Origin of the sequence: Bradyrhizobium agreste, assembly GCF_016031625.1 — a bacterium.
Taxonomy (GTDB): domain Bacteria; phylum Pseudomonadota; class Alphaproteobacteria; order Rhizobiales; family Xanthobacteraceae; genus Bradyrhizobium; species Bradyrhizobium agreste.
Genome location: NZ_JACCHP010000002.1, coordinates 62893 through 89166, shown reverse-complemented (window position 1 = coordinate 89166; position 26274 = coordinate 62893). Strand labels below are relative to the sequence as shown.

The window sequence follows — 26274 nt, the reverse complement described above, 5'->3', positions numbered from 1 at the left end:
GCTCACGTCGGCGTCGTCGCGACATATCCCGCCAGGCCAAAGCCCTCGCGCGCGGCCGTCATCATCGGCACCAGCGCGTTCGGATGGATGAACTCGTCGCGGAAGCAGGGATAGGTCCTGGCATCGAAGATCTTCTTTAGCCAGTCGACCACGATCTTGTGCCGCTCCGAGGTGCGGAACTCCTTGTGATAGGTGAGCCAGAGATCGGCGTGGTGGCTGACGCCGAGATCGACCGCAACGAGCGGCGCACCGAGTGCGATCGACACCGTCGGCAGGAAGCCGATGCCGGCGCCGCGCTCCACCGCATAGAGCACGCCCACCGACGAATTGGTCTTGATCCCGACGATGCCCTCGAGCGACTTCAGCCTGAGCACGCGGGCATAGGCGCCGTCGTCGACCTGCGGCGCGCTCTGCTTGATGATGCGGTGGTTGTTCAATTCGGCGAGCGTTGCCGGCACGCCGTAGAGGCTTTCATACTCCTTGGAGACGAAGGGGTAGATGTGGAGGCGGCCGAGCTTGGCGACGATCAGATCCGGATTGGTCGGCGGCTCGAGCTGGATCGCGATATCGGATTCGAGACGCGCGACGTCGGCCTGCTCCATCGCGCAGCGCAGATCGACGGTGATCTTGCGGTAGGTCTTCTGAAAATCGATCAGCCGCGGCAGGATCCAGAAATTGCCGGGGCCTTCGGTCACGGCGACGCGCACGGTGCCCGAGGTGTCGTTCGACGTCCGGGCGGCGCGGCGGAAGACGTTGAAGGCGTGACGCTCCATATGCGTGACGTCGGCGATCATCGCTGTGCCTTCATCGCTGAGCGTGAGCCCACTCTGGTCGCGCAGGAACAGCTTGCAGCCGATGCTCTCCTCGAGCCGGTCGATGCGGCGCATCAGCGTGGTGGAGGTGAGGCCGAGCTCTTCGGCGGCATTGCGAAAACTTTTATATTTTGCGCACGCTAAAAACAGCTTCAAATCATCCCAGGACGCGCCCAGGGCTTCTTCACGGTGCTGCATCATCGCAGCACCCCGGTGCAATAACTGCTGCATACTCCTGATCCCCAACCGCTAAGCTCATCGTCATAGCGGGGCATGAAAGCTTCGAACGATAGAGGCGTGATATGAGTATGGAAAGGGGCTCGTTTGCCGCAAGACACGATTTCGATGCCCTGCCTCTGAGCCCGGATGTCGACGTCCGCTGTGCTCAATTTTCCGAAATTGGGGCGCTTTCGGAGATGGCGCTCCGGCTGGTTCCGGGCGTGCAAATCGGGACGGCAGAGCTTGCGAAATATTACACCTTCGATCCTCAGAGCATCCTGGCATTCAGCCGGAAAGGCAAGCTCGTCGGCGGCATGGCCTTCCTGTTCCTCAATGACCGCGGACACGATGCGTTGCTGCTCGACGAGATCTGCCTCACCGCGCCCGAGACACGTTATCTCGCATCGGCCAACGAAGACGTCGCAGCCATCTACATCTGGGCGATCGCGGCGACGCGCCGCGGCATCGCCGGTCTCGGCAAGGCCGCGGCTCATCTGCGGCAGATAAGGTTTCGCGACGCGGATTGCTATGCGCAGCCGTCAACGGTGGCCGGACGCGACATCATGAAGGCGACAGGCTTCGCACCCGTCCCGAGCTTCCAACCCGACCTTTGGTGCTATGAGCGGCCCTGGAATCGGCGGGCTGCGCGCATGCCGGGGGCGATCATCCAATCGAGGAGCTTTGCAGATGCATGGTACTAGGATTCCTGTCGCCAAGCCCTGTTCCCGCGCCATCACCATCCGCCTCGCGCGCGATCCAAGCGATCTGATGCTGGTCACCGCCATCCGCTCGGCGGTCTACCTCGCCGAGCAGGATTGTCCGTTCGAGGAGGAGTTCGACGGCAACGACATGGTCGCAGCGCATTTCATCGGCTTCGTCGGCAACGAGCCTGCGGGCTGCCTGCGGGTGCGCTTCTTCGGCGACTTCGCCAAGGTGGAGCGGCTTGCGGTGCGTCATCAATATCGGCGCTCACGCGTCTCGTTCAAGCTGGTGCAGGCCAGTGTCGATTATGTGAAGCGCAAGGGCTTTCGCAAGATCTACGGCCAGGCGCAGGACCGGTTGGTCGACTTCTGGGCCCATTTCGGCGCCAAGCCGCTCGGTCACAACCGCAAGATCACGTTCTCGGATTTCTCCTACACGGAGATGCTGCTGGAGATCGAGCCGGGCCCGGACGCCATCACTCTGGACAGCGATCCCTATGTGATCATTCGTCCCGAGGGCGATTGGGACCGGCCTGGGGTGCTCGATGCGTCGGCCGGGCGGGCGGTGACCTCACCGCTGCGGGACCTCGCGCTCGCCGACCGCTGAAACAGGCAGCTGCGCGCAACACGATGCTGGTTTCCATGCACGATGATCCGCCGATCCTGGTCTGTGCGGATCTTCAGGTCGAGTACCTGACCCCCGGCCGCCGCCACGTCATCGCCGACGGCGATGCGACGACGGCCCGCTGCCTGGAACTCCTGACGCTGTGGCGCGGCAATCTATGGCCCGTGATGCATCTGAAGCGCATCGCGCAGGCGGCCTGGTTCAATCCGTCATCCAGGCTGACCGATTGGATCGCGGAGACCAGGCCACGGCCGGGCGAGATGATGTTCGAGCACCCGCTGCCGTCCGCCTACAGCTCGTCGCGGTTTGTCGGCCACATGTCCTCCATCCGCGCCATGCGTTGCATTCTGATCGGCTTTTCCCTCGACGAGACCATCCTGGCCACGGCCGTCGAGGGGTTTCACCGCAGTCATCGCTACCATGTGATCACTGACGCCGTGGCTTGCCGACAGCCGGGCACGGACGATGCCGCGGCCTATCGGCATGCGGTGGTGAATGTCATCGCGAATTTTGCTACAATCCAGTCCAGCGCCGAACTGATCAGAACCAGCGGCGCCGTCGCGGTGTAGGCGGCCGCGACGGGCGGATGGGGTCGAGAATTGTCGCGGGGAGACGAACTCAAGGAGCTGGCGAGCGATCTGTCGCATGCCGCCGAGAAGGCGCGCAGGCTGGGGCTGCCCACGACGGTCTACCTGCTCTCGATGGCGCTGGTGGAGGTGAGGGAAGCCGTTTCCGCCACCGAGGAGGGGGACGACGACGGCGCGGCGTGAGTGTTGCCCAGTCGGATTCTGCGATCCGCGGTGCTGTCAGCCATGTGCGACCCTGTTGCATCGCTGCTGAGCGCTTGCCGCTGACGAATTGGCATTGCAAGTTTTGCGTCGTGGCAATAGCCAAGTACGTGAGACAAAGTACTTGCCATCGTAGTGATGACGCCGGCCGGCCGGCGGCGTGACGCTTTCAGGGATCATCGCAAAATGTCCATGCTGCCCAATTCGCAAGAGGCCCGGGATGTGGCCTATCAGCTCCATCCCTACACCAATGCGCGCACGCATCAGCAGGCCGGTCCCCTGGTGATCGAGCGCGGCGAGGGGCCTTATGTGTTCGACGCGTCGGGCAAGCGCTATTTCGAAGCCATGGCGGGCCTGTGGAGCGTCGGGCTCGGCTTTAACGAGAAACGGCTGGTCGAGGCGGCGTACAAGCAGATGCAGGCGCTGCCGTTCTATCATACGTTCTCCGCCAAATCGCACGGTCCCTCGATCGATCTCGCCGAGAAGCTGGTCGCGCTCGCGCCGGTGCCCATGAGCAAGGTGTTCTTCACCAATTCCGGCTCCGAAGCAAACGACACCGTGTTGAAGCTGATCGCCTATCGCTCCAACGCGCTTGGCCAGCCGCAGCGCAAGAAGGTGATCAGCCGCCTGCGTGCCTATCACGGCGTCACCATCGCGTCCGCCAGCCTCACGGGCCTGCCGAACAACCACCGCTCGTTCGACCTGCCGCTGCCGAACATCCTGCATACGGGCTCGCCGCACTTCTACAAGGACGGTGCTCCCGGCGAGAGCGAGGAAGCCTTCGCCACGCGCCGGGCCGAGGAGCTCGAGGCGCTGATCCAGAAGGAGGGGCCGGATACGATCGCGGCCTTCTTCGGCGAGCCGGTAATGGGGGCGGGCGGCGTCGTGGTTCCGCCGGCGACCTACTGGGACAAGATCCAGAAGGTCCTGAACAAGTACGACATCCTCCTGGTCGCCGACGAGGTGATCTGCGGCTTCGGCCGCACCGGCAGGATGTTCGGCTGCGACACCTACGGCATCAAGCCTGATGCGATGGTGGTCTCCAAGCAGATCACCTCGAGCTATTTCCCGCTGTCGGCCGTCATCCTGAACGATCGCATGTTCGAGCCGATCGCGGACGAGAGCAACAAGATCGGCGTGCTCGGCCACGGCTTTACCGCGGGCGGACATCCCGTCGGCTCGGCGATTGCGCTGGAGAACCTCAAGATCATCGAGGAACGCGGCCTCGTCGCGCACGCGGCCGAGCTCGGTGGCTACATGCAGGGCCGCTTGCGTGAACTCGCCAGCCACCCGCTGGTCGGCGAGGTCCGCGGCGTCGGCATGATCGCGGCGCTCGAGCTCGTGCTCGACAAGGGACGCAAGACCGCCGCCACCACGCCCGGCGCCGTCGGCGGCATCGCCAGCCGCATGCTCGAGGAGCGCGGCGTGATCTCGCGCAATATGCTCGATGCCATCGCCATCTGCCCGCCGCTGATCACGACCAAGGTCCAGATCGACGAGCTGGTGGACGCGATTTCAGGCGTGCTGAACGACATGAAAGGCGAAGTTGCGAAGCTGACGCCGGCGTAGAGCGGCATCGGCGATGGTGGACCCTCACCCCTGAGGAGCGCGCTTTTGGCGCGCGTCTCGAAGGGCGAGGCCACCAGCCGGGGCGTTCATCTTTCGAGACGCGCGTTCGACGCGCCTCCTGATGAGGGTTTGGTTTTGCGGGCGTTGCGATGATCGCACCGATCGCTACGCCCGCTGCACCCCGATCACGCGGCCTTTCTCGATCGCCAGCGCCAGCTCGCCGCGCTTGAGCTTCAAGGCGGCGTCGCCGAACAGCTCGCGGCGCCAGCCGCGCAAGGCCGGGACGTCGGCCTCGTCGTCCGCGGCGATCTCTTCGAGATCGTCGACCGTCGCGATCACCTTGCTTGCGACCGCGTGGCGCTCGGCGGTCATCCGCAAGAGCACCTTCAACAGCTCGACGATGGCGGCTCCGTTGGAATTGTTGCGCGGCTTCTCCAGCTTGGGCAGCTTCGAGAAATCCCGCGCCAGCCCGCGCTCGACCGCGGCGACGATGTCCGCACCCCATTTGGATTTCTCGAACCCCTTCGGCACCGAGCGCAGATGGGCGAGCTTCTCCAGCGTGGTCGGCGCGTGGGTCGCGATGTCGGTGATGGCTTCGTCGCGCAGCACGCGGCCGCGCGGCACGTCGCGGCTCTGCGCCTCCTGCTCGCGCCAGGCCGCAACCTCCATCAGCACCGCGAGGTCCTTGGGCTTGCGGACCCGCGTCTTCAACCGTTCCCAGGCGCGTTCGGGATGGAAGTCATAGGTGCGGGGCGAGGTCAGGACTTCCATCTCGATGGAGACCCATTCGCTGCGGCGGCGCTTCTTCAGGTCGGCGTCGAGCGCGGCGAACACGTCGCGCAAGTGCGTGACGTCCGAGACCGCGTAATGCATCTGCTCCTTGGTCAGCGGCCGGCGCGACCAGTCGGTGAAGCGGTGGGTCTTGTCCGGACGGTGGCCGGTGACCTTCTCGACCAGCGCGTCATAGGCGATGCTGTCGCCGTAGCCGAGCACCATCGCGGCCACCTGGGTGTCGAACACCGGATGCGGGATGATGCCCGCCTGGTGCCAGATGATCTCGATGTCCTGGCGGGCGGCGTGAAATACCTTCAGCACGCTCTCGTTGGCCATCAGCTCGAAGAACGGCTTGAGATCGATCCCCTCGGCCAGAGTGTCGATGACCACGGCTTCCTCGGCGCTGGCCATCTGCACCACGCAGAGCAGCGGGTAATAAGTGGTCTCGCGCAGAAACTCGGTATCGACGGTTATGACGGGGTGCTTGGCCAGCCGGCTGCAGGCAGCCGCGAGGTCAGCAGTGGTGGTGATTAAATCCATGAACGGCCCATGACACTTGATATCAGCCGTTCCGCCGAAAGTGCTGTGATGTCAAGGGGCTCTAAGCGAATTCGAGCCTTGCATCGGGCCGGAATCGTCTCTTTCCGACCAAATTCCTATTCGTAGCGGACACGCTGCGACGGTTTTCGCGCGCAGGGCAGCGCCACCACGATTACGCACATGGCGACCAGCGCCAGTCCCAGGAACTCGAAAACCAACAGATCCACGGCGAAATCTCCAGAAACATTGATAGATTTGTCGCGGGTGCGTTGAGGGTCTGTTAATTCTCGTGGTTACCGGCGGCAGGCCGGGCCGGATGGTGGACGAGGGGTTAACGAATTTGGGTCTGCCCCAGAACGATTTCGGCGCCCCGCATGACGGAGCGCCGAAGCTTGCGCGATGGGCTACCGATTTACGGCAGCTTCAACGAGGTCTCCGCGTTGTACGGCTTCAGCGTCTCGTCGGCGGCTTTCTGCGCGGCGGCGAGGGCTTCCTTCGGCTGCTTCTTGCCGTTGAGGACCAGCATCACCTCGTCCTCGAGGTTCTTGCGGACCGGGACGGTCTTGTAGGTGGCAAACCACGGCTTTGCGATGTCGAGCTGCTCCACGGCGGTCTTGGCGTCCGGGTTCTTGCCCAGGAATTCGACCATTTCCGGCGTCTTGTAGGCGGCCATGTTCGGCGCGAAATAGCCGGTGGCGCGGCTCCACCAGCCGCTCTTCTCCGGCGAGGTCATCCACTTGATCAGCGTCCAGGCGGCCTTCTGCTTGTCGGCTTCCAACCCGGCCGGCATGATTAGCGAGGCGCCGCCGATCGGCACCGCGTTGCGGACGTTGCGCGGGATGAAGGCGACCTTGTAGGCGAACTTGGCGTTGTCGCGCACATAGGTGAGCGAGCCCGTCGACAGCATCATCATCGCGGCGTTGCCCGAGATGAAGGAGGTGCTGACGGCGGGGCCAGGCGTGGCGCCGGGCGTGTGGACCTTGTGCTTGTAGATGAGGTCGTTCCACCAGGAGAGCGCGCCCAGCATCGAGGGCGTGTCGTAATAGACCTCGCCGCCGAACTCCTCGTTGTAGTAGCGCCCGCCATTGCTCATGGTGAGCGTTTCCATCATCCAGCCGCAATAATCGTAGGCGCAGGGGATCGCGATGCCCCATTGGGTCACCTTGTCGCCCTCGCGCTTGGTCAGCTTCTTGGCCCAGTCGGTGAGCTCGGCCCAGGTCTGCGGCGGCTTGCTCGGATCGAGGCCCGCTTCCTTGGCCTTGTCGGCGTTGATGTAGAGCAGCGGCGTCGAATTATGGAACGGCACGCCGTAGACCGAACGGTTGATCACGGCATTGCCGTGCAGCGCCGGGAAGAACTGGCCGAGGAACTGCTCCTTGGTGGAGCCGTCGGCCTTGATCAGAGCATCGAGGTTGGTGAGCTCGTTCTCGATCTGCATGTCCAGCAGGAAGTTCGCCGACATGATCACGGCTGCCGGCGGCTTGCCGGCCTTGATCGCGGCGCGCGTCTTGATCAGCGTGTCGTCGTAGGAGCCGGTGTAGACCGCGGTCGCCTTGACGTCGGGATGGGTCTCGTTGAACTCCTTGATCAAGGTGCCCATGTCGCGGGCGAGCTTGCCGTCGACGGGAACGGGGAAGAACAGGTCGACCTCGGTCGGACCTTCGCCGGCGAGAGCCGGGAAGGCGAGGGCGCCTGCCATTGAGCCGGCCATGGCAAGGCCGAGCACGATCCTGCGGGAGAACAGCATCGGAAAATCTCCTATTTGATGCCTGAGGTGACGAAAGAGCTGATGAAGCGTTTCTGGAAGATCAGGAAGGCGACGAGCAGCGGCGCGATCACCATCAGCGTGCCCGCCGCGATCGTGCCCCAGGCCTGCGTGCCTTCGGCGGTCTTGGTGAAGACGGACAGGCCCACCGTGAGCGGCCGCTTGTCCGGCGAATTGATCACCATCAGCGGCCACAGGAAATCGTTCCAGTGGCTGGTCACGGAGATGATGGCGAAGGCCGAGAAGCTCGGCATCGACAGCGGCACGTAGATGTGGCGGATGCGCTGGATGAGGCCCGCGCCGTCGATCAGGGCGGCGTCTTCCAATTCGGTCGGAATGGCTTCGAACGCCTGGCGCATCAGGAAGGTGCCGAAGGCCGAGGCGAAGAACGGCATCATCACGCCCGTGAGCGTGTCATAGAGGCCGAGCTGTGCCACCAACGACAGGTTCGGCACGATCAGCAGCACCGGCACCAGCATCAGCTGCATCAGGAACAGGTAGAAGATCGGCGTCTTGCCGGCGAAGTCCAGGCGCGCGAAGGCAAAGCCGGCCAGCGTGATCGTGACGAACTGCACCAGCAGGATGCCGGTGCAGATGATCGTGGTGTTGAGCGTGTAGCGCGGGAAGTCGCCGATCTCCCAGGCATCCCTGACGTTGTCGAGCGTCGGCTTCAGGCTCGGCATCAGCTCGGCCATGGCGTTGATGCCGTCCGAGGCCGGGCGCAGCGTCGCAACGCCCATCCACAGGAACGGGATCAGCCAGACCATCGCGAGCAGCACGGTCAGCGCGAAGCCGAGCTTGGGCGTGATCTCGCCGCGGGTGGCGAGCGGGGCGTCCTTCCACAGCGTATCGATCAGCTTCATGGCCCGCCCTCCCGGTTCGCCAGGGTGCGGAAGGACAGCGCGGTGAGGGTCATCAGCGCGGCCAGCGTCAGCAGCGTCGCCGCCGAGGCCTTGCCGATGTCGTAGTGCTCGACCGCCTGCTGGTAGATGTAGAACAGCACGAGGTTGGTCGCGTTGGACGGCCCGCCCTGGGTCATGACGAAGACGTGGTCGACCTGCGTCACCGCGTTGAGCGTGGCGATGACGGTGACGAACAGAAAGGTGGGCTTGAGCTCCGGCAGGATGATGTGGCGCAGCCGCCGATACGGCCCGGCGCCGTCGAGATGCGCGGCCTCCATGACATCCTCAGGCACGGCCTGGAGGCCGGCGAGGAAGAACAGCATGTAATAGCCGGCGTTCTTCCAGATCGTGATGATCATGATCGCGTAAAGCGCGATATCGGGGTCGCCGAGCCAGTTCGGCAGCACCGGAAGCAGCCGGCCGATGTAATAGTCGAGCAGGCCGACATTCGGAAGGAAGATGAAGAGGAACAACGCGGAGGCCGCGACCATCGGGATCAGCACGGGGAGGAACAGCGCGGCGCGCAGCGCACTGGTCACCACGTTGGTGCGCGACAGCGCCAGCGCGAACAGCAGCGCCAGCGCGATGCTCGGCACCGCCGTGCCGACGGTGTAGATCAAATTGTTGACGACGGCGCCTGTGAAGGCGGGGTCGGCAAGCACCGCGCTGATGTTCTCAAAGCCGACGAAACGCACCGGCGCCTTCGGGCTCGCGCGCTGATAGAGCGCATCCACGAGCACGCGGCCCATCGCGCCATAGGTGAACAGCGCGAGGAAAATCAGCGACGGCAAAAGCAGCAAATAGGCCGGCAGCGAGGCCTTGAAGCGACCCAGGACGCGCTTCAGGACGTGTAGACGCGGTGCCGCCGACGTCGCGACCGGGAGAGCCGCGGGTTCAGCGAGGCTCATCTCATCGCGCCGGGAAATTGAGTGCATAGTCGCGGCCGTCCACTCCTGCCGGCGGCTCGAAGGGGAAGCGCAGACTCTGGTCGAGGAAATCGTGGCTGTGCACGACGACGTTCTCGTCGTCGATCAGCACGACGCCATAGGCCGGCGGCTCGTGGCTGGCGAGATGCTCGCTGGCGGCAACGTCGAGCTCGAACCAGACCTGGTGGTTGGTGCCGCGCAACGTCGAGAACGGGATCTTGCCGTAGCTGCCGAAGATCGGCCGGTGCACATGGCCGAAGAAGAGGTGGCGGATGCGCGCGCGATAGGGCGCGATCACCTCGGCGAATTCGGCGCTCTGCTTCAGCGCGATCTCGTCCATGGCGTGGACGCCGACCGGGAAGGGCGGATGATGCATGAACACGACGAACTCCTGGTCGTCGGGCGCGGCCGCGAGCGTGTTCGCCAGCCAGCCGAGGCGCTTTGCGCACATCTCGCCGGCATGGCTGGTCTCGTCCAGCGTGTCGAGGAAGACGAACAGGCCGTGCTCGGTGGTGCGCGTGCCCTGCACGAAGCCGTTGGCATCGCGCGGCGCGGCCTTCAGCGCGTCCAGGCAGGTGACGCGCTTGTCGTGATTGCCGACCATCGCGATGTAGGGAATTGTCAGCGCCGCCATCGCCTCGGCGAAATTGGCGTAGGATTCAGCCTCGCCCCAATGGGTGAGATCGCCGGTCACGACCGCAAACGCAGCGTCCGACTGATGCGCGTTGATGTCGGCAATCGCCGCGTCCAGCCGCGCGCGCGGATCGAGACCATAGAGCTTCAAGCCGGGGTTCGCCAGATGCGTGTCGGTGAGGTGGATGAATTTGAAGGGCATGGGCGCGCTGTATCGGGACGGTTGGAGGACGGGCGCCTCCGGCAAGACGGCGCTGCCAGCCCGTTAGAGCGCGTGTGTTTCAGTTTGATGACAACGGTTCCATCGGACGGGACGTGTCCACAACGCCCGCGGGTCATGCGCCGACCAGCGCAAGGCGTAGTCAGTGCCGTGGATCAATTTGAGATGGTGCGCGGTCGAGCCGTTCTCAGGTCCCGCAAAACGTCTGCAACACGCGCTGGTCCGGGAGTGGCGGATCGGCATAAGCCGCATACTCCGGCTGGTCCTCGTAGGGCTTCGCCAGCACTTTCACCAATTCCTCGAACGGCGCGTAGTCATCGTTGTTTACCGCAGCCTGGATCACGGCCTCGACGCGGTGGTTGCGCGGGATGAACAGCGGATTGATGGCGTGCATCGCCGCCTGCCGCTCGGCTGCGGTTTGCGGCTCCAGCGCGATGCGGGCGCGCCAGCGGCCGGCCCATTCGTCGAAGGCTGCGGGCTCCATGAACTGGGCGCGCACGTCGGTGCCCTCATCGCCAGCGGCCTCGCCCAGCTTGCGGAAGGTGAGGGTGAAGTCGGCCTGGTTCCTGGCCATGGCATCCAAGAGGTCCTGGATCAGGGCATCGTCGCCGTCGCGCTCCGTGAACAGGCCGACCTTCCGCCGCAGGCCGGCTTGATAGGCGGCGCTGAACTGATCGGAGAACGCGCCGAGAATGTCCTGCGCTTCGGCGACCGCCTTCTCCTGCTCGCTTCCGAACAGCGGCAGCAGGCATTCGGCGAGGCGCGTCAGATTCCACAGGCCGATGCGGGGCTGGTTGGCATAGGCGTAGCGGCCCATCTCGTCGATCGAGGAGAACACCTGCGCGGGATTGTAGGAATCCATGAAGGCGCACGGGCCGTAATCGATGGTCTCGCCCGAGATCGACGTGTTGTCGGTGTTCATCACGCCATGGATGAAGCCGACCAGCAGCCAGCGCGCGATCAGCTCGGCCTGGCGCGCGACCACGGCAGCGAGCAGGGCATGATAGGGTCGCTCGGCCTTCAGCAACTCCGGATAGTGGCGCGTGATGACGTGATCGGCGAGCCGGCGGATCGCCTCGGTGTCGCGGCGGACAGCGAAGAACTGGAAGGTGCCGACGCGGATATGGCTGGAGGCGACGCGGGTCAGCACCGCGCCGGGCAGCGCGGTCTCGCGGATGACGTGCTCCCCGGTGACAACCGCCGCGAGCGAGCGCGTGGTCGGAATGCCGAGCGCATACATGGCCTCGCTGACGATGTATTCGCGCAGGACCGGCCCGAGCGCAGCGCGGCCGTCGCCGCGGCGGGAGAACGGGGTGGGGCCAGATCCCTTGAGCTGGATGTCGCGGCGGACGCCGTCCTTGTCGATGACCTCGCCGAGCAGGATGGCACGGCCGTCGCCGAGCTGCGGCACGAAATGCCCGAACTGATGCCCAGCATAGGCCATGGCGATGGGATCCGCGCCGGCGGGAACTGTCTTGCCGGCCAGGATCTCCGCTCCTTCCGGGGTCTCCAACATGTCGGGATCCAGCCCGAGCTGGATCGCCAGCGGCCGGTTCAGCTTGATCAGCCGGGGCGCGGCGACGGGGGTCGGCGCGACTCTGGCGAAGAAGCTGTCCGGCAGCGCCGAATAGGAGTTCTGGAAGGGGAAATGGACCGTCATGGGCTCAAGATAGGGCTGGAACGCGTCTCGGCAAAGGCTCGGTCTCTGATAAGCCAAAAATGGGCCCTTCGGGTCCAAAACAGGACGTTCCCTTGGTTGCCGCCTTGGTCCTCGTCGGGTAAACCCTGCCGCAACTTCGGACCGGCCATCAAGGCCCGTTCGATTCGCCTCCTTTCGACATCGATTTTGGGACGACCATGCATCGCTACCGGTCACATACATGCGGCGCGCTCCGCGAGAGCAACATCGGCGAGACCATCCGCCTCTCCGGCTGGGTCCATCGCGTCCGCGACCATGGCGGCGTGCTGTTCATCGACCTGCGCGACCATTACGGCCTGACCCAGTGCGTGGTCGATCCGGACTCGGCGGCGTTCTCGCTGGCCGAAAAGCTGCGCTCGGAATTCGTGGTCAAGATGGACGGCAAGGTCCGTCGCCGCCCCGAGGGCACCGACAACGACGATCTGCCGACCGGCAAGGTCGAGGTCTATGTCAACGAGATCGAGGTGCTGGGCCCGGCCGGCGACCTGCCGCTGCCGGTGTTCGGCGACCAGGACTACCCCGAGGACATCAGACTCAAATATCGCTTCCTCGACCTGCGTCGCGAGAAGCTGCACCAGAACATCATGACCCGCGTCGAGATCATCAAGTCGATGCGTCGGCGGATGGAGGGGCAGGGCTTCTTCGAGTTCAACACGCCGATCCTGACCGCGTCCTCGCCGGAGGGCGCGCGCGACTTCCTCGTCCCATCGCGCATCCATCCCGGCAAGTTCTACGCGCTGCCGCAGGCGCCGCAGCAGTACAAGCAGCTCTTGATGATGAGCGGCTTCGACCGCTACTTTCAGATCGCGCCGTGCTTCCGCGACGAGGATCCGCGCGCCGACCGTCTGCCCGGCGAGTTCTATCAGCTCGACGTCGAGATGAGCTTTGTCACGCAGGAAGACGTCTTTGCGGCGATGGAGCCGGTGATCACCGGCGTCTTTGAAGAGTTCGCGAAGGGCAAGCCGGTCACCAAGGGCTGGCGCCGGATTCCGTTCGCCGAAGCCTTGCGCAAGTACGGCAGCGACAAGCCGGACCTGCGCAACCCCATCGAGATGCAGGACGTCTCCGAGCATTTCCGCGGCTCCGGCTTCAAGGTGTTCGCGCGCATGCTCGAGGATCCCAAAAACCAGGTCTGGGCGATCCCGGCACCGGGCGGCGGCAGCCGCGCCTTCTGCGACCGCATGAACTCGTGGGCGCAGGGCGAGGGCCAGCCCGGCCTCGGCTACATCATGTGGCGCGAAGGCGGCGAGGGCGCAGGTCCCCTCGCCAACAACATCGGGCCCGAGCGCACCGCAGCGATCCGCGCACAGCTCGGCGTCAAGGAAGGCGATGCCGCCTTCTTCGTCGCTGGCGATCCCGACAAGTTCTGGAAGTTCTCGGGTCTCGCCCGCAACAAGGTCGGCGAGGAATTGAACCTGACCGACAAAGAGCGATTCGAGCTCGCCTGGATCGTCGACTTCCCGATGTACGAGTACAACGAGGACGACAAGAAGGTCGATTTCTCGCACAACCCGTTCTCAATGCCGCAAGGCGGGCTGGAGGCGCTGAAGTCGCAGGATCCGCTGACGATCAAGGCGTTCCAGTACGACATCACCTGCAACGGCTACGAGATCGCCTCGGGCGGCATCCGCAACCACGTGCCGGAAGCGATGGTCAAGGCGTTCGAGATCGCCGGTTACGGCGAGCAGGAAGTGGTCGAGCGTTTCGGCGGCATGTACCGCGCCTTCCAGTACGGCGCCCCGCCGCACGGCGGCATGGCCGCGGGCGTCGACCGCATCGTGATGCTGCTCTGCGGCACCACGAATTTGCGGGAGATCTCGCTATTCCCGATGAACCAGCAGGCCATGGACCTCCTGATGGGCGCCCCGTCGGAAGCCACGACAAAGCAGCTCCGCGAGCTGCACATCCGGGTGAACCTGCCGCAGAAGTGACGCTGTCCTTACAGCGTCATTGCGAGCGCAGCGAAGCAATCCAGAATCTTTCCGCGGAGGGACTCTGGATTGCTTCGCTGCGCTCGCAATGACGGGGTGGCATTTTCGCCAGGCCAGCTGCCAGCTCTTTCGCAGCAATATGCCTCACAACCCCGTCGAGGCCTCGATCCTGAACTGCGCCAGCGCGATGATTGGTTCCTGGTCGAGGACATCGACCAGCTGAAGCACCGGCAGCTTGCCGAGCGGTGTCAGCCTGATGCTCAGCGTTTGCCCCGACGTCTCGACGAAGCCGGCGAGTGCATCGACCGCGACCTTGGCATCGAGATTGGAGGCCGCGACCTTCTCGCCCTGGGCCCGGATCATCGCGACCATGGCGCTGCGCGCGGCGTCACGGCTGACATTCTGCATGCGCGCGAACTGGGCCACGACCAGATCGACCACGCCGCGGTCGCGCAAGGCGAGCTCGATTGCGCCGGTCTCGACCTGCGCCAACTGACCCATCGCCTCGGACGGATCCGTCGTGGTGAACAGCTCGCGCGGCACCTTGGCGAGGGCCACGCTCACCTGTGCCTTGGCGAGATTGCCGAGATCGAGCGTGGCGGGTGCGAGCGCGAATGCGCCCGACGATTCCGTCCAGGTCGCGCCGAGATCGAGGTCGACCGCGAGCTTGTCCACGCCTGCCACGATCAGCGGCTGCAGCGCCGGATTGGCGGGATCGGTCGGCGTGACCATCTTCACGACCAGATTTGCCTTGCTCGGGATCGATCCCACCAGCTGGCCCCAGTTCAGGCTGATCGTGTCGATGGTGATGGGCTGCCGCGCGGTGTTGTGGGGCGCAACCACGCCCTTGACCTCGGCGCCTTCGAGCACGCGGAACAGGCCCAGCATCTCTTCGGGCGGGGGCGGCTGGCCGTGCCTGCTGATGCCGGCCGCCCATCGCATCAGGTTTGCGGCGCTGAACGATTTCAGCGCGAAGCGCTCCATCTTGAACGGCCCTTGCGGAGACGGCGTGTCGACGCCTTCGACTGCGAATTCGCCGTCGTGGTATCTGACCGCCTTGATCGTGGCCGTTCCTTGCGGAAGGCCCATCGACGTCTTGCCGATCTCGATCCGGCCAATGCGAAGACCCTCATAACATCCGGCGAGCTTCTCCATCGTCTCTCGCGATTGCGCGGCGGTTGCGACGACCGACCGGTCCGTCGGCATCAGTGCCACGATCTCGGCCGGCCGGAATTTGGAGGGCTGCACCGCGATGTCCTCGAAACTGATCCCGTCGATCTCCATCCGCATGCCCTGACTGGATTTCAGCACATAGGGGCCCGCCGAGATCTGCCTGTAGATGCGGTGAAAGCTGTCGTCGCCGGCCTTCTGCGGGGCGAGCGCCGCGGCGATTGCGGTCGTGTCGAAATCGTTGATGACGATGTTGGAGAGGTCGCCGGTGAGCTTTTCCGGTTTGCCCGGCTGGGGCACGTCGATGGTGAAGACGGCGTGATCGGCCTTCATCGCCTTCACCTTGCCGCGCTTGAGATTTTGGATTGCCAGCCCGGAATAGGTGATTTCGCCGCTTCCAGCGGCGCTGCCGCTCGCGTCGAAGGTCATGGTCAGCGTCGGAGCCGCGACGGATGATGCCGTGATGCCTGCGTATTGTTCGAGCACGTAACGATAAAGGTCGAACAGGGACTCGCCCGCCGGCGGATTGCCGCCGCGAATGGGACCGGCATAGTCCCGCAGGGTGAGCTGCGGGATCTTGTAGGATGCCTTCAGCTTCGCGGCGCCGACCTCGTCCAGAGCGACTTCGAAGCCATTGATGTCGATGCTGTCGGCCGAGAAGCTGGCATCGTCGATCAGGCGAACGCCGGTGCCCTTGATGCCGGCGATCTTGACCAGCGCTTGCGGCTGGCCGGCTGGCGTGATTGCGATGTCGTCGACCGTGAGCGCCCGGGTCGCGAACTCGAAGGTGACCTTGCCATGGCTCGCCTTGCCGCCGCCTGCGCGGATCTGCGCGAACGCCGCCTCGACCTCACTGGTCGCCCGATGCTGGACATAAAGGTTGAAGCCAAACCATCCGCCCGCGCCGAGCACGGCTGCCACGATCAGGCCGATCAGGATTCGCTTCATTCCCAGCTCCAGTTGCTCGTTTTGTACCGCGCAACCTGGCATATTCGCGAAACCTCGCGCGGTCCAGGGAAAGCTATGGTTTTCAAATGTTTGACTGCACCCCCTGTTGATGGGAGCGCATTCGGATGTTGCCACCGGGGCGCCTGACGTGCTTGATCCCCGTTTCCACGACCCGGAAATACGGTCCGCTTGGACAGCGGCCCCGGATCATGCATTTTGAGGCCGGTTACGCGAGGCGAGACACCGCATGTCGTCCTATTCTGATGATCTCCACCAGGCGGCGCTCGCCTACCATCGTCTGCCGCGCCCTGGAAAGCTCGAGATCCAGGCAAGCAAGCCGCTTGCCAACCAGCGCGACCTCGCGCTGGCTTATTCGCCGGGCGTCGCCGCGGCCTGCACCGAAATCGCCAAGAACCCGGCCGAGGCGGCCACGCTCACCACGCGCGCCAACCTGGTCGCGGTGGTCTCCAACGGCACCGCGGTGCTCGGCCTCGGCAATATCGGTCCGCTGGCCTCCAAGCCGGTGATGGAAGGCAAGGCGGTCCTGTTCAAGAAATTCGCCGGCATCGACGTGTTCGACATCGAGATCGCCGCCGACACCATCGACCGCGTGGTCGAGACCGTGGCCGCGCTGGAGCCGACCTTCGGCGGCATCAACCTGGAGGACATCCGAGGGCCGGAATGCTTCGAGATCGAAGCGCGCCTGAAGGAGCGCATGAAGATCCCGGTCTTCCACGACGACCAGCACGGCACCGCGATCATCGTCGCCGCCGCGATCACAAACGGCCTCCGCCTGAACGGCAAGAAGCTGTCCGACGTCAAGATCGTGGCCTCGGGGGCAGGGGCCGCCGCGATCGCGACGTTGAACCTGCTGGTCTCGATGGGCGCGCAGCGCAAGAACATCTGGGTCTGCGACATCGACGGCCTCGTGCACGAGGGCCGCAACACCTCGATGGACCGCTGGAAGGCGGTCTATGCACAGAAGACCGACAAGCGCACGCTCGCCGACGTCATCGGCGGCGCCGACATCTTCATCGGGCTCTCGGCGCCGGGCGTGCTCAAGCCTGACATGGCCAAGGCGATGGGCGACAAGCCCCTGATCATGGCGCTCGCCAATCCGGTGCCGGAAATCATGCCGGAAGAGGCGCGCAAGGCGCGCCCCGATGCCATGATCTGCACCGGCCGTTCCGACTACCCGAACCAGGTCAACAACGTCCTGTGCTTTCCCTTCATCTTCCGCGGCGCGCTCGACGTCGGCGCCACCGCGATCAACGAGGAGATGAAGCACGCCGCCGTGGAGGCCATCGCGCAGCTCGCGCGCGAGGCGCCGTCGGATGCGGTTGCGCAGGGTTTCGACACTGGCGAGACGCAGGGCTTCGGTCCGGGCTCGCTGATCCCGAGCCCGTTTGATCCCAGGTTGATTCTCCGCATCGCGCCGGCCGTGGCGAAGGCGGCGATGGAATCCGGGGTCGCGACGCGGCCCATCACCAATTTCGACGAGTACAGGGCGCTGCTCGAGCGCTTCGCCTTCCGCTCCGGCCTCGTCATGAAGCCGATGTTCGCCAAGGCCAAGACCCAGCCGGTGCGCGTGATCTATGCCGAAGGCGAGGACGAGCGCGTGCTGCGCGCCACGCAAGTCGTGCTGGAGGAGAAGCTGGCGCGGCCGATCCTGGTCGGCCGTCCTTCGGTCGTCGAGGCGCGCCTCAAGCGCTTCGGTCTCTCGATCAAGGCAGGCAAGGATTTCGACTTAGTCAACCCCGAGGATGATCCGCGCTACCGCTCCTACGTGCAATCCTATGTCGAGGTCGCCGGCCGCCGCGGCGTGACGCCCGACGCGGCGCGCACGGTGGTGCGCACCAACAACACGGTCATCGCGGCGCTTGCGGTGTCGCGCGGCGAGGCGGACGCGATGCTCTGCGGTGTCGAGGGCCGCTACATGAGCCATCTGCGCCATGTCCGCGAGATCATCGGCTTCTCGCCTGGGATCAGCGACTACGCGGCGCTGGCGCTATTGATCACCAGCAAGGGCGCCTTCTTCATCGCCGACACGCAGGTTCGTCCCAACCCCAGCGCGGAGGAGCTCGCGGAGATCGCCTCGCTCGCCGCGGTGCACGTGCAGCGCTTCACCATCAAGCCGAAGATCGCCTTCGTCTCGCACTCGGATTTCGGCAGCTACGACACCGAATCCTCGCGCAAGATGCGGCGGGCGACGCAGCTCTTGAAGGAGAAGCATCCGGAGATCGAGGCCGACGGCGAGATGCAGGGCGACACCGCACTCTCCGCCGCTGCGCGACGAATGGTGCTGCCGCACTCCAAGCTCGAGGGCGAGGCCAACATCCTGATCATGCCGACCTTGGATACCGCCAACGTCGCCTACCAGATGATCAAGTCGCTGGCGGACGCGTTGCCCGTCGGCCCGATCCTGGTCGGCCCGGCGCGCCCCGCGCATATCCTCACCCCCTCGGTGACGGCGCGCGGCATCCTCAACATGACGGCAGTCGCGGTCGTCGAAGCCCAGGAACGCGCCTCGCGCCAGCAGCCGACGTTGTTTACGTAAGGGGCAGGCTCTCACCCTCTCCCCTTGTGGGACCCCTTGTGGGAGAGGGTGGCTCGCCGCGGAGCGGCGAGGCGGGTGAGGGGTCTCTCTCCGCGAGTCCCATTCTCATTTGAGCGTGTGGATGGATACCCCTCATCCGGCGCTTCGTGCCACCTTCTCCCGCAAGGGGAGAAGGGAAGAGCCGCCACCATTGAATTACTCGCAGTTCTCCATTTCCCCGTTTGTAAACCGGCGCACGACTCTCCATAATCGCTTCACGCGTTCCGTGCGGTAGCGCTTTGCCAAGAGGCCGATCATGCCAGCGTTCGTGACTTTCGGGCGAATCCTGTTCGCCGTGCTGTTCATCTACACGGGCGCGACCAAGCTCTTTGCCATCCAGGCCACCGCCGACATCATCGCAGCCAAGCTCGTGGTGCCCGACGTCATCGCGCCTTACGCCAAGCAGGTCGAGACGGCGACCGCCATGACCACGCCGCAGCTCTTGGCGATCGCGATCGGCGGGCTCGAGATCATCGCAGGCCTGATGATCGCGTTGAATTTCGGCGCGCGCTTCTTCGCGATGCTGCTGATCGTCTACGTCGCGGTCGCGACCGTCCTGTTCTACGATTTCTGGAATCAGCCGGCGCCGGACAACGCCAAGATGCTGGTCGATGCGCTCAAGAACCTCGCGATCATCGGCGCGCTCTGCATGATCATCGGCTACGGTCGCACCACGCGTCCGGCCGAGGCGGCCTACGGCGACGTGTAAGGCAGGTTATGACCGCCGCTCCGCGCGGTGCTGTGGGGTGGAGTACGCTGACGCCAACCCGCACCCAAATTACTGCGCTTTAGGTTGTTGTTTAAGCATGATCTTTTCGGAAAACCGCTTCGCACTTTTCCGGATCATGCTCTAACGCGCGCCGAGGATGCGCTGCCAGAGCGTGCCACCCAGCACCTTCCAGCCAAGATAGAAGTACAGGGTGATCAGGGCAAACAGCACAAGAGCGGATGCGCCGTGCAGGCTGAAACCGTCCTTCGTCGTCTCGCCGGTAGCGGCGCCGATGGAATAGCCGCCGACGAAGAACACCGTCAGGAAGTCGAGAAAGCCGGCGAGGCCACGGCGCCAAAAAGGTTTGGGCGTCGATGAAGTATTGCTTGTCGGCATCGAAGCAACCTCCTCTTGGCAGCCGCGCTGATCGCCGGCTCAGGATTCCCGTCTCGGCGTCTCGTCAGAGTTTCTTGGCATCGACGTCGATGCCGATGACCTTCCAGGCATTGTCGCTCTGCGCAAAGCGCAGCTTGTACTTGACCCGGACATCGTCGTTCTTGAACTCGCCGGCGAGAACGAGCGCACCTTCCGAATCGAGCTTGGCCTTCTGCTGTGATTCGTAGTCGTCGGTGACGATCCCCTCGAAGAACAACTTCTTGCTGCGGAAGGATTCGAACGCGGCCGCCAGCTTCTCGGCCGTCATTTGTTCTTGGAACTGCTTCGAGCCCTTGGCAAGCAGGACCGAGTAGTTCCCGGTCATGTTGGCGTCGTTGAAGGTCATCAGCGTCGTGCGCACCAGCACGTCCTGCTCGTCGTCGGTCGGCAGGTCGATCGCGTAGGCCGATGACGGCAACATCGCTGACAGGAAGGTCAGCGACACCAGGACGGCGATGGCGCCGAGAAACTTGCGGCAGGAGAGGGAGGCAAAAATCGAACGCATGGTCTCTTTGTCCTTAATGAGAGGCCGGACTATCGCCAGAGAGCGGAATGAAGTCGCCATATGCGATCTGAATAACAGAGAAGTTCTAATTTTTTGCTCGTGTGGGAAGGAGTTTTGGCTTCGCCGGTTCACGCCGCATTAAACAGGCTCGGGATGAGGAACGTCCTATCTCCGCCGCACCGTCGCCATTCGGCACGGCTCTCTCTGTCTGCAACAGCAATATTCGCGCACGGCTGGCTCGGCGGCTCACAGCGAACCGGCGGCGATGCGCACCATGATCGTGAGCTATTTTCGCCGCCACGGTGTCACGGTCACCTCATGCGCGGCGTCGAGGAGGTACGGCGCACCCGGCCTCATCCCGTGCGCAGCCAGCACCTCGTGAGGCGTTCGCCGGGGCACGCCGACGAAGCAGCCCTCGCCGCCGGGCAGCCGCACATGCGGGGCCTCCGACAGCCAAAACGTGTCGTAGCGATCCATGAACAGGTCGAACACGACCGGGCCGCCGATGATGGCGATCATGCCGGAGGCGACGTCGGCGAAGGCGCAGGCCTCCTCGAAGCTGGCATGGGCCGGATTCCACAGCGTCGCGTTCGGCATCTCCGGATCGACGGTGAGGTCCCTGATCTTGCGGGTCAGGATCAGCCGCTTGCGCGTCGGCGAATTCGGCTGCTGCTCGTGCGAGTTGCGGCCGTGCACGATCAGCGCGGCGCGATCGAGCGCCTGCTCGAAGAACCGCTTGTCGCCTTCGAACTTCAGGCTGTCGGGCATGACGCGACTGGCGTCGGCCAGCATGCCGTCGGCCGAGACGATGACGTAGCCTTCGAAGCGGAAAGACAATGGCCTTCTATTCGGAAACGGTCGTCACCACCGAATTGACCGGGCGCTGGCTCACCGTCGGCAGCTTGATGTCCTTGAGCAGCTCCTGGTCGTATTCCGGCAACGTCGAGGCCGGGAACTTGGCGCGCATCGCCACCACCTTGTAGCCGCCGGCCTTCAGCCGCTTGAGCAGCTCGGGCAGCGCCTCCGCCGTGTGCTTCTGGAAGTCGTGCATCAGGACGATGCCCTTGCCCCTGGTGTCGAGCTTCTTCATCACGGTCTCGATGACCTTCTCGGGCTTGGAGGCCTTGAAGTCGAACGAGTCGATGTCGCAGGAGAAGATGCCGATGTTGCGGTTGCCGAGATAGGTGACCATCTCCGGCGGATGCTGCAGCGCCGGGAAGCGGAAGAACGGCGCGGGCGAGATGCCGCCGAGCGCCCACTTCACCGCCGCAAAGCCCTTCTCGATCTCTTCCTTGCGCTGCGCCTCGTTGAGCTTCTTGTTGTTGAGGTTGGCGTGCGACCAGGTGTGGGCGCCGACGGTGTGACCGGCTGCGTAGACCTGCTTCAGGATCTCCGGCTCGTAGGTCGCGTGCTTGCCGATGGTGAAGAAGATTCCGGTAGTGCATTCGTCGGCGAGTGCCTTCAGCACCGCCGGCGTGTTCTTCGGCCAGGGGCCGTCGTCGAAGGTCAGCACCACCTCCTTGTCGCGCAGGAAGTCGAGCTCCTTGAAATGCTCGAAGCCAAAGCCGGGACCACCCGTGGTGTCGATCTCGACGGTGCGGGCGACGCCGAGGGCGCCTGGCGTGTTGCAGGCCGCGCGGGCCGGCTGCGGCGGCTGTTTCGGCGGAGGCGGATTGACGAAACCCGCGGGCGCCGCGGCCGCCGGAGCGGGCGCTGGAGCTGCGGCGGACGTCGCAGCCGCCGGTGTTGCCGCCGGTGCGGCTTGCGCTGCGGCCGCGGGCTTCGCGGCCGGCGTTTGCGACCATGCGGCGCCGGTCATCGCCACCGACATCGCACCTGCTAGAATCAGTCCTGCCGCCACGCGCATGGTGTTGTCCTCGCGATTGACCCCGTTGTTCCGCCGCGGCTTTTTTGCCTCCGGCAAAACCGTCCTGCCCCAAACCATCCTAGCCTAGATGGTGGGCCATCGCCATTGCAACGGCTGTTTGACCGCACGTCGCAATTGTGCCCAGCCGGATCGCGTGCACCTGCCTCACGTGTCGGCCAGAGCCCTGGCAATGGCCGTTTTGATCCGCGTGTCGGCCGGCTCCACGGCCGATGGAAATACCTCGGCGATATAGCCGTCGCGGCCGATCAGGTACTTGTGGAAGTTCCACCGCGGAACTTCTTTCGGCCGGGCCTCGGCGGCCCATTTGTAGAAGGGATGTGCCCTCGCACCGACCACCGCCGCCTTGGCCGTGATCGGGAAGGTAACACCATATTGGTGGTGTGCGGTCTGCGTGATCTCGCTGGTGCCGCCGGGCTCCTGGCCACCGAAATCGTTGGAGGGCACGCCGATTACGGTGAGCCCGCGCCCGCGAAACTCGTTCCAGATCTCCTGCAAGCCGGCATATTGCGGTGTGTAGCCACAGAGCGAGGCCGTGTTCACCACCAGCAGCGGTTTGCCGGTGAACGCGGCAAGGCGGATGTCGTCGCCTGACAATGCGGGGAAGGAGAAGGCGTAGGCCGAGATCCGGCTCATGGCGCCATCAGCGAGGGCGCGCGTGACAGACGCGAATGCGCCTGCAAGTGTGACGCTGAGCACGGCCCTGCGATTCATCATGACGGTGTCCCCGAGATGATCCGAGGGCAGATTACTCCGCCACCGCGACCTCTCGCGTCAACACCGCGTTATCGGCCGTGCATTGCGAGCTAGTACAGGCGGACGATGAAGTCGGTGCCTTCGCCGGTCTCGCCCTGGTTGATACCCTGGTCGGAGACGATGATCGAGCCGCCTGACGTCAGCATCTCGTTGATTTTCGCCATGGTGTCGGCAGGGACCGAGATGCGGTCCAGGGCTTCAGCCGGGCTGTCCGGCATCACCACCGGTTTTGCGGCGACGGGGATCACGGCTGCGCCGCGCTGGCGACGCGCTACGCGGCTGTCGTCCTCGCGCGCCGCGGAACGGGCGGACACGGGCAGCGACACCACCGACCAGCGCAGCGCGTTGGGATCGGCCTTGTCGAGCTCGGCGGTGAAGACATGCGTGCCGAGCGGCCGGTCGCTGGCCGCGATCGTGACAGGCACCTCGAACAGCGGCGCAAAATTCTGCCGCACATAGAGCTTGGAATCCTTGCGGCTGATGAAGACGGCAATCTGGCCGGCCCGCTTGGGCACGTCCGGCTTCGCCGCCGGCGCAGGATCGGTGACGCGGCCCTCGTCCTTCTTTGCATCGGGTGCGGTGGCGAGCGCCGGCGCACCGGTCTGATTCGGCGCCTTCGCGGAATCAACCGCCTCCGTCTTGGTCGGCTCGGCCTTGACGGCCTCGACCTTGTCGGCGGGCTTGTCGTTGCTCGCCGGCTTGGCCGCTTCGTCCGATTGGGGCTTGGCTGCTTCGGCCGTCTTGACCTCGTCGGCGGTCGCGGCGGCTTCCGCGCGCGCAGCCGCATTGCCGGTGGTCACGTCCGACAGCACGGCGTGGCCGACCGAGGTGCGCAACTCGAGCACGCTGTCGGCGCTGGCCGTCTTGGTCTCGACCGGCTTGGCTTCGGCCGTGCCTTTATCGGCCTTGTCGGCGACATTGGTCTGCGGCGCGAGGCTCGCGGCGGGCTGCGGCGGCACGCGCATGGAGGCGAGCACGGGATGGGAGAAGCTTTGCGGCGACACTTGGCCGGGCGCCACGATCACGCGCGCGCCCATCTTGGTCCAGTTCCACATCTTCATCGCGAAGGCCATGGGCATGCGGATGCAGCCATGCGAGGCCGGATAGCCCGGCAGCACGCCGGCATGCATCGCGACGCCGGACCAGGTGATCCGCTGCATGTACGGCATCGGCGCGCCGCTATAGATGTTGGAATGGTGGAATTTGTGCTTCTGGATGACGCTGAACACGCCCATCGGCGTCGAGTGGCCCTTCATGCCCGTCGACACCGGTGATTCCGCGAACACGCCGGTATTGTCGTAGACCGTCACCTTCTGCCGTTCGATCGAGACGACGATGACGAGCGGCCCTTGCGGCTTGGTGCCGGCTTCCTTCTCGACGACGACGTCCTTCTTGCTTGCGGCGCCGCGCGTTTGCGGTTTCCGGCGCGGTATTTCGGGAAGCCGCTCCTGCCGGGCGTAGTAGGACCCGTCGGAATAGTCCGTCCAGTAATAAAATGCTGCGTCTGCCTGGCTGGTCGTGCCGATTGCACCCGCCGCCGTCAAAATGGCGACCTGCCACAGCCGTGCCGGCTTGGCAGAAGAACCCGACCCGTTCACGCTGTTCATCCTCGAATCCATAATCCAAATCAGACGTTAGTCTCGCAAAGGGGATACGCGTTCACCAGCAGCGCGGTTCTGCCATCAGCTACTTTTGTCCATGGCGTAGCAAAAAAGCCTCACGGAGCGGTAAACGGCGGCCGCGTCCGCTCCTCCGCCGCCTTCCTGACCGCCGCTTGCGTTCCTACATTGCAGGGACTTGTTACCGGAGAACTTCATGTCATCTCGTTTCGCCGGTCTTTCCAGCATCCGTCTGAAAGGCCTCGCTTTAATCCTCCTGGCTCTGACCGCGCCTATGGCGTCGGCATCTGCGGCCGACGAGCCCGATCTGATCTTTCGCCGCTCCACCGTGTTCAAATGGGTGAGCCCCAACGACAAGCTCGCGACCTATGGTCTCGACGATCCCGAAGTCGAGGGCGTCGCCTGTCACTTCACGGTGCCGGAGAAGGGCGGCTTCAAGGGCTGGCTCGGCCTTGCCGAGGAGGTCTCCGACATCTCGCTGGCCTGCCGCCAGGTCGGTCCGATCAAGTTCAAGCACAAGATGGAGCAGGGCGACGACATGTTCCGCCAGCGCCGGTCGCTGTTCTTCAAGAAGATGCAGATCGTGCGCGGCTGCGACGCCAAGCGCAACGTGCTGGTCTACATGGTCTATTCGGACAAGCTGATCGAAGGCTCGCCGAAGAACTCGACCTCGACCGTGCCGATCATGCCGTGGGGACCGGCGGATGCAAACATTCAGAAGTGCGGCGAGTTCTTTACGCAGTGACGCAGTTGCGTTCACACCTGCGACGGGCTTGCGTTCACCCGGTGGCGCTCGCGCGGCGCCGCAAGGCGCGACCCGGTCAGCCGCACGAACGTCTGCGGCGCGGCCTCGAGGCCGCGGCTCGATTGCAGCGCCATTGCGCCGGCGCTGCCGCGAATGATCGGTTGATCTGCACGATCCGTCGGTGGATTTTCATCGCGCGGCGTTGCGCGATTTGCCGACATCATGGCCATCCCTCACGTGAACGCGCCCGGTGATCCGGGCGTCTCGGTTTCGAGGGCTTGGGTCGTTGGCGAACCAACCCAGGTTCGACAGGGTCCAGCCTTCTGTTGCCGTCCTTTCACCAGAAAAACGTAAAATGCATGTGAAGCGCGCGCGGCGGCCGCGTGACGACACCTGCGCAGGGCGCATGTCCGTGCCGGCGCCGGAACTTGCCAGGCGACTTTGGCCTGCCGAGTGAGATGTCTGAAATAACTGGCATTTTCCGAGAATTGTTTCGTTGCCGCGGCCGGGACGAAACAATTCTCACGAAGACGAAACCATTTTCAGCTTTTGGCGCATCACGCGCGAAACCGCCCATGGTTATCAGGCTCATAACGACCTCGGCACACCGCCGGCCACCGAATTGGGACACACATCATGCGCGCGCTCAGCTTCATTCTTGCTTTCGGTTTCGTGCTCGCCGGCTCCTCGTTGGCGGGGGCGCCCGACGGCAATCTCCCCGGTATCGGCACCTTCCAGTACAGCGGCTCGCCCGTGGCGGTGCCGGCCGCTCAGCCGATCATCGTTGCCGCGCGCTTCTGAC

At 64.5% G+C, this 26274-nt stretch carries 25 protein-coding genes; 10 read left to right on the top strand and 15 right to left on the bottom strand.

What is annotated here, in order from left to right; translation table 11 throughout:
* Window positions 1-2: 2 nt before the first annotated feature.
* Complete coding sequence (locus tag HZZ13_RS03085) at window positions 3-1043, bottom strand: LysR family transcriptional regulator (protein ID WP_197958194.1); 1041 nt, start codon at window positions 1041-1043, stop codon at window positions 3-5.
* Window positions 1044-1114: 71 nt separating this feature from the next.
* Between HZZ13_RS03085 and HZZ13_RS03080 the strand changes: the two genes are divergently transcribed.
* The 5 genes from HZZ13_RS03080 to HZZ13_RS03060 all read left to right on the top strand — a co-directional run bounded on the left by HZZ13_RS03080 (window position 1115) and on the right by HZZ13_RS03060 (window position 4714).
* A complete protein-coding gene (locus HZZ13_RS03080; protein WP_197958193.1) occupies window positions 1115-1732 on the top strand; it encodes a hypothetical protein in 618 nt (205 codons plus the stop codon).
* On the top strand, window positions 1719-2339 hold the full coding sequence (locus HZZ13_RS03075) for a GNAT family N-acetyltransferase (RefSeq protein ID WP_036000546.1): 621 nt from the start codon (window positions 1719-1721) through the stop codon (window positions 2337-2339). The genes HZZ13_RS03080 and HZZ13_RS03075 overlap by 14 nt, the downstream gene beginning before the upstream one ends.
* Window positions 2340-2362: 23 nt before the next feature.
* Complete coding sequence (locus tag HZZ13_RS03070; RefSeq protein ID WP_197958192.1) at window positions 2363-2926, top strand: isochorismatase family protein; 564 nt, start codon at window positions 2363-2365, stop codon at window positions 2924-2926.
* A 30-nt stretch (window positions 2927-2956) separates the two neighbouring features.
* On the top strand, window positions 2957-3127 hold the full coding sequence (locus HZZ13_RS03065; protein ID WP_197958191.1) for a hypothetical protein: 171 nt from the start codon (window positions 2957-2959) through the stop codon (window positions 3125-3127).
* Window positions 3128-3331: 204 nt separating this feature from the next.
* Window positions 3332-4714 carry an aspartate aminotransferase family protein gene (locus HZZ13_RS03060; RefSeq protein ID WP_197958190.1) on the top strand — a complete coding sequence of 461 codons (1383 nt, stop codon included), beginning with the start codon at window positions 3332-3334 and terminating at the stop codon, window positions 4712-4714.
* A 165-nt stretch (window positions 4715-4879) separates the two neighbouring features.
* On the opposite strand, the gene rnd is transcribed toward HZZ13_RS03060, so the two are convergent.
* The 6 genes from rnd to HZZ13_RS03030 all read right to left on the bottom strand — a co-directional run bounded on the left by rnd (window position 4880) and on the right by HZZ13_RS03030 (window position 12134).
* On the bottom strand, window positions 4880-6028 hold the full coding sequence (gene rnd / locus HZZ13_RS03055; protein ID WP_197958189.1) for a ribonuclease D: 1149 nt from the start codon (window positions 6026-6028) through the stop codon (window positions 4880-4882).
* A gap of 412 nt (window positions 6029-6440) precedes the next feature.
* The gene (locus HZZ13_RS03050) at window positions 6441-7775 is read right to left on the bottom strand and encodes an ABC transporter substrate-binding protein (RefSeq protein ID WP_197958188.1); all 1335 of its coding nucleotides are present in this window, start codon (window positions 7773-7775) and stop codon (window positions 6441-6443) included.
* A gap of 11 nt (window positions 7776-7786) precedes the next feature.
* Window positions 7787-8656 (bottom strand): carbohydrate ABC transporter permease, encoded by an 870-nt coding sequence (locus HZZ13_RS03045; RefSeq protein ID WP_197947204.1) that lies wholly within the window; start codon window positions 8654-8656, stop codon window positions 7787-7789.
* The gene (locus tag HZZ13_RS03040; RefSeq protein WP_197958187.1) at window positions 8653-9603 is read right to left on the bottom strand and encodes a carbohydrate ABC transporter permease; all 951 of its coding nucleotides are present in this window, start codon (window positions 9601-9603) and stop codon (window positions 8653-8655) included. Before HZZ13_RS03040 ends, HZZ13_RS03045 begins: the two co-directional genes overlap by 4 nt.
* A gap of 1 nt (window position 9604) precedes the next feature.
* Window positions 9605-10456, bottom strand: coding sequence for a phosphodiesterase (locus tag HZZ13_RS03035; protein ID WP_197958186.1), 852 nt, complete (start codon window positions 10454-10456; stop codon window positions 9605-9607).
* 205 nt (window positions 10457-10661) lie between these two features.
* Window positions 10662-12134 (bottom strand): protein adenylyltransferase SelO, encoded by a 1473-nt coding sequence (locus HZZ13_RS03030; RefSeq protein WP_197958185.1) that lies wholly within the window; start codon window positions 12132-12134, stop codon window positions 10662-10664.
* Between the two features lie 197 nt (window positions 12135-12331).
* On the opposite strand from HZZ13_RS03030, the gene aspS reads away from it, so the two are divergent.
* Window positions 12332-14104, top strand: coding sequence for an aspartate--tRNA ligase (gene aspS / locus HZZ13_RS03025; RefSeq protein ID WP_197958184.1), 1773 nt, complete (start codon window positions 12332-12334; stop codon window positions 14102-14104).
* Window positions 14105-14248: 144 nt separating this feature from the next.
* Here the strand turns inward: aspS and HZZ13_RS03020 are convergent, their stop codons facing one another.
* Window positions 14249-16222 (bottom strand): aq_1923 C-terminal domain, encoded by a 1974-nt coding sequence (locus HZZ13_RS03020; protein WP_197958183.1) that lies wholly within the window; start codon window positions 16220-16222, stop codon window positions 14249-14251.
* A 247-nt stretch (window positions 16223-16469) separates the two neighbouring features.
* Here HZZ13_RS03020 and HZZ13_RS03015 point away from each other — a divergent pair, with 247 nt between their 5' ends.
* Window positions 16470-18779, top strand: coding sequence for an NADP-dependent malic enzyme (locus HZZ13_RS03015; RefSeq protein WP_197958182.1), 2310 nt, complete (start codon window positions 16470-16472; stop codon window positions 18777-18779).
* Window positions 18780-19074: 295 nt separating this feature from the next.
* Window positions 19075-19527: a DoxX family membrane protein gene (locus HZZ13_RS03010; RefSeq protein ID WP_197958181.1), complete on the top strand. Its 453-nt coding sequence runs from the start codon at window positions 19075-19077 to the stop codon at window positions 19525-19527.
* 141 nt (window positions 19528-19668) lie between these two features.
* Here HZZ13_RS03010 and HZZ13_RS03005 read toward each other — a convergent pair whose 3' ends face one another.
* The 6 genes from HZZ13_RS03005 to HZZ13_RS02980 all read right to left on the bottom strand — a co-directional run bounded on the left by HZZ13_RS03005 (window position 19669) and on the right by HZZ13_RS02980 (window position 24715).
* On the bottom strand, window positions 19669-19923 hold the full coding sequence (locus HZZ13_RS03005; RefSeq protein ID WP_197958180.1) for a hypothetical protein: 255 nt from the start codon (window positions 19921-19923) through the stop codon (window positions 19669-19671).
* Between the two features lie 64 nt (window positions 19924-19987).
* Complete coding sequence (locus tag HZZ13_RS03000) at window positions 19988-20467, bottom strand: hypothetical protein (RefSeq protein ID WP_197958179.1); 480 nt, start codon at window positions 20465-20467, stop codon at window positions 19988-19990.
* 285 nt (window positions 20468-20752) lie between these two features.
* Window positions 20753-21304, bottom strand: coding sequence for a dihydrofolate reductase family protein (locus tag HZZ13_RS02995; protein WP_197958178.1), 552 nt, complete (start codon window positions 21302-21304; stop codon window positions 20753-20755).
* 7 nt (window positions 21305-21311) lie between these two features.
* Window positions 21312-22334 carry a polysaccharide deacetylase family protein gene (locus tag HZZ13_RS02990; protein ID WP_197958177.1) on the bottom strand — a complete coding sequence of 341 codons (1023 nt, stop codon included), beginning with the start codon at window positions 22332-22334 and terminating at the stop codon, window positions 21312-21314.
* Window positions 22335-22499: 165 nt separating this feature from the next.
* The gene (locus HZZ13_RS02985; protein WP_197958176.1) at window positions 22500-23069 is read right to left on the bottom strand and encodes a glutathione peroxidase; all 570 of its coding nucleotides are present in this window, start codon (window positions 23067-23069) and stop codon (window positions 22500-22502) included.
* Between the two features lie 89 nt (window positions 23070-23158).
* Window positions 23159-24715 carry a L,D-transpeptidase gene (locus HZZ13_RS02980; RefSeq protein WP_197958175.1) on the bottom strand — a complete coding sequence of 519 codons (1557 nt, stop codon included), beginning with the start codon at window positions 24713-24715 and terminating at the stop codon, window positions 23159-23161.
* A 208-nt stretch (window positions 24716-24923) separates the two neighbouring features.
* Between HZZ13_RS02980 and HZZ13_RS02975 the strand changes: the two genes are divergently transcribed.
* Window positions 24924-25472, top strand: coding sequence for a CreA family protein (locus tag HZZ13_RS02975; protein ID WP_197958174.1), 549 nt, complete (start codon window positions 24924-24926; stop codon window positions 25470-25472).
* Between the two features lie 11 nt (window positions 25473-25483).
* On the opposite strand, the gene HZZ13_RS02970 is transcribed toward HZZ13_RS02975, so the two are convergent.
* On the bottom strand, window positions 25484-25702 hold the full coding sequence (locus HZZ13_RS02970) for a hypothetical protein (RefSeq protein ID WP_311972591.1): 219 nt from the start codon (window positions 25700-25702) through the stop codon (window positions 25484-25486).
* Window positions 25703-26108: 406 nt separating this feature from the next.
* On the opposite strand from HZZ13_RS02970, the gene HZZ13_RS02965 reads away from it, so the two are divergent.
* Window positions 26109-26273, top strand: a complete 165-nt coding sequence (locus tag HZZ13_RS02965) for a hypothetical protein (protein ID WP_197958173.1) — start codon at window positions 26109-26111, stop codon at window positions 26271-26273.
* Window position 26274: the final 1 nt, after the last annotated feature.

Excerpts from the sequence above, each read along its gene's own strand:
- HZZ13_RS03030 (WP_197958185.1), bottom strand. The coding sequence starts at position 12,134 with ATGACGGTCCATTTCCCCTTCCAGAACTCCTATTCGGCGCTGCCGGAC.
- HZZ13_RS03040 (WP_197958187.1), bottom strand. The coding sequence starts at position 9,603 with ATGAGCCTCGCTGAACCCGCGGCTCTCCCGGTCGCGACGTCGGCGGCA.
- HZZ13_RS03005 (WP_197958180.1), bottom strand. The coding sequence starts at position 19,923 with ATGCCGACAAGCAATACTTCATCGACGCCCAAACCTTTTTGGCGCCGT.
- HZZ13_RS03080 (WP_197958193.1), top strand. The coding sequence starts at position 1,115 with ATGAGTATGGAAAGGGGCTCGTTTGCCGCAAGACACGATTTCGATGCC.
- HZZ13_RS03045 (WP_197947204.1), bottom strand. The coding sequence starts at position 8,656 with ATGAAGCTGATCGATACGCTGTGGAAGGACGCCCCGCTCGCCACCCGC.
- aspS (WP_197958184.1), top strand. The coding sequence starts at position 12,332 with ATGCATCGCTACCGGTCACATACATGCGGCGCGCTCCGCGAGAGCAAC.
- HZZ13_RS02990 (WP_197958177.1), bottom strand. The coding sequence starts at position 22,334 with ATGCGCGTGGCGGCAGGACTGATTCTAGCAGGTGCGATGTCGGTGGCG.
- HZZ13_RS02975 (WP_197958174.1), top strand. The coding sequence starts at position 24,924 with ATGTCATCTCGTTTCGCCGGTCTTTCCAGCATCCGTCTGAAAGGCCTC.
- HZZ13_RS02985 (WP_197958176.1), bottom strand. The coding sequence starts at position 23,069 with ATGATGAATCGCAGGGCCGTGCTCAGCGTCACACTTGCAGGCGCATTC.
- HZZ13_RS02980 (WP_197958175.1), bottom strand. The coding sequence starts at position 24,715 with ATGAACAGCGTGAACGGGTCGGGTTCTTCTGCCAAGCCGGCACGGCTG.
- HZZ13_RS02970 (WP_311972591.1), bottom strand. The coding sequence starts at position 25,702 with ATGGCCATGATGTCGGCAAATCGCGCAACGCCGCGCGATGAAAATCCA.
- HZZ13_RS03075 (WP_036000546.1), top strand. The coding sequence starts at position 1,719 with ATGCATGGTACTAGGATTCCTGTCGCCAAGCCCTGTTCCCGCGCCATC.
- HZZ13_RS02965 (WP_197958173.1), top strand. The coding sequence starts at position 26,109 with ATGCGCGCGCTCAGCTTCATTCTTGCTTTCGGTTTCGTGCTCGCCGGC.
- HZZ13_RS03085 (WP_197958194.1), bottom strand. The coding sequence starts at position 1,043 with ATGCAGCAGTTATTGCACCGGGGTGCTGCGATGATGCAGCACCGTGAA.
- HZZ13_RS03000 (WP_197958179.1), bottom strand. The coding sequence starts at position 20,467 with ATGCGTTCGATTTTTGCCTCCCTCTCCTGCCGCAAGTTTCTCGGCGCC.
- HZZ13_RS03015 (WP_197958182.1), top strand. The coding sequence starts at position 16,470 with ATGTCGTCCTATTCTGATGATCTCCACCAGGCGGCGCTCGCCTACCAT.
- HZZ13_RS03010 (WP_197958181.1), top strand. The coding sequence starts at position 19,075 with ATGCCAGCGTTCGTGACTTTCGGGCGAATCCTGTTCGCCGTGCTGTTC.
- HZZ13_RS03070 (WP_197958192.1), top strand. The coding sequence starts at position 2,363 with ATGCTGGTTTCCATGCACGATGATCCGCCGATCCTGGTCTGTGCGGAT.
- HZZ13_RS03035 (WP_197958186.1), bottom strand. The coding sequence starts at position 10,456 with ATGCCCTTCAAATTCATCCACCTCACCGACACGCATCTGGCGAACCCC.
- HZZ13_RS03060 (WP_197958190.1), top strand. The coding sequence starts at position 3,332 with ATGTCCATGCTGCCCAATTCGCAAGAGGCCCGGGATGTGGCCTATCAG.
- HZZ13_RS03050 (WP_197958188.1), bottom strand. The coding sequence starts at position 7,775 with ATGCTGTTCTCCCGCAGGATCGTGCTCGGCCTTGCCATGGCCGGCTCA.
- HZZ13_RS03020 (WP_197958183.1), bottom strand. The coding sequence starts at position 16,222 with ATGAAGCGAATCCTGATCGGCCTGATCGTGGCAGCCGTGCTCGGCGCG.
- rnd (WP_197958189.1), bottom strand. The coding sequence starts at position 6,028 with ATGGATTTAATCACCACCACTGCTGACCTCGCGGCTGCCTGCAGCCGG.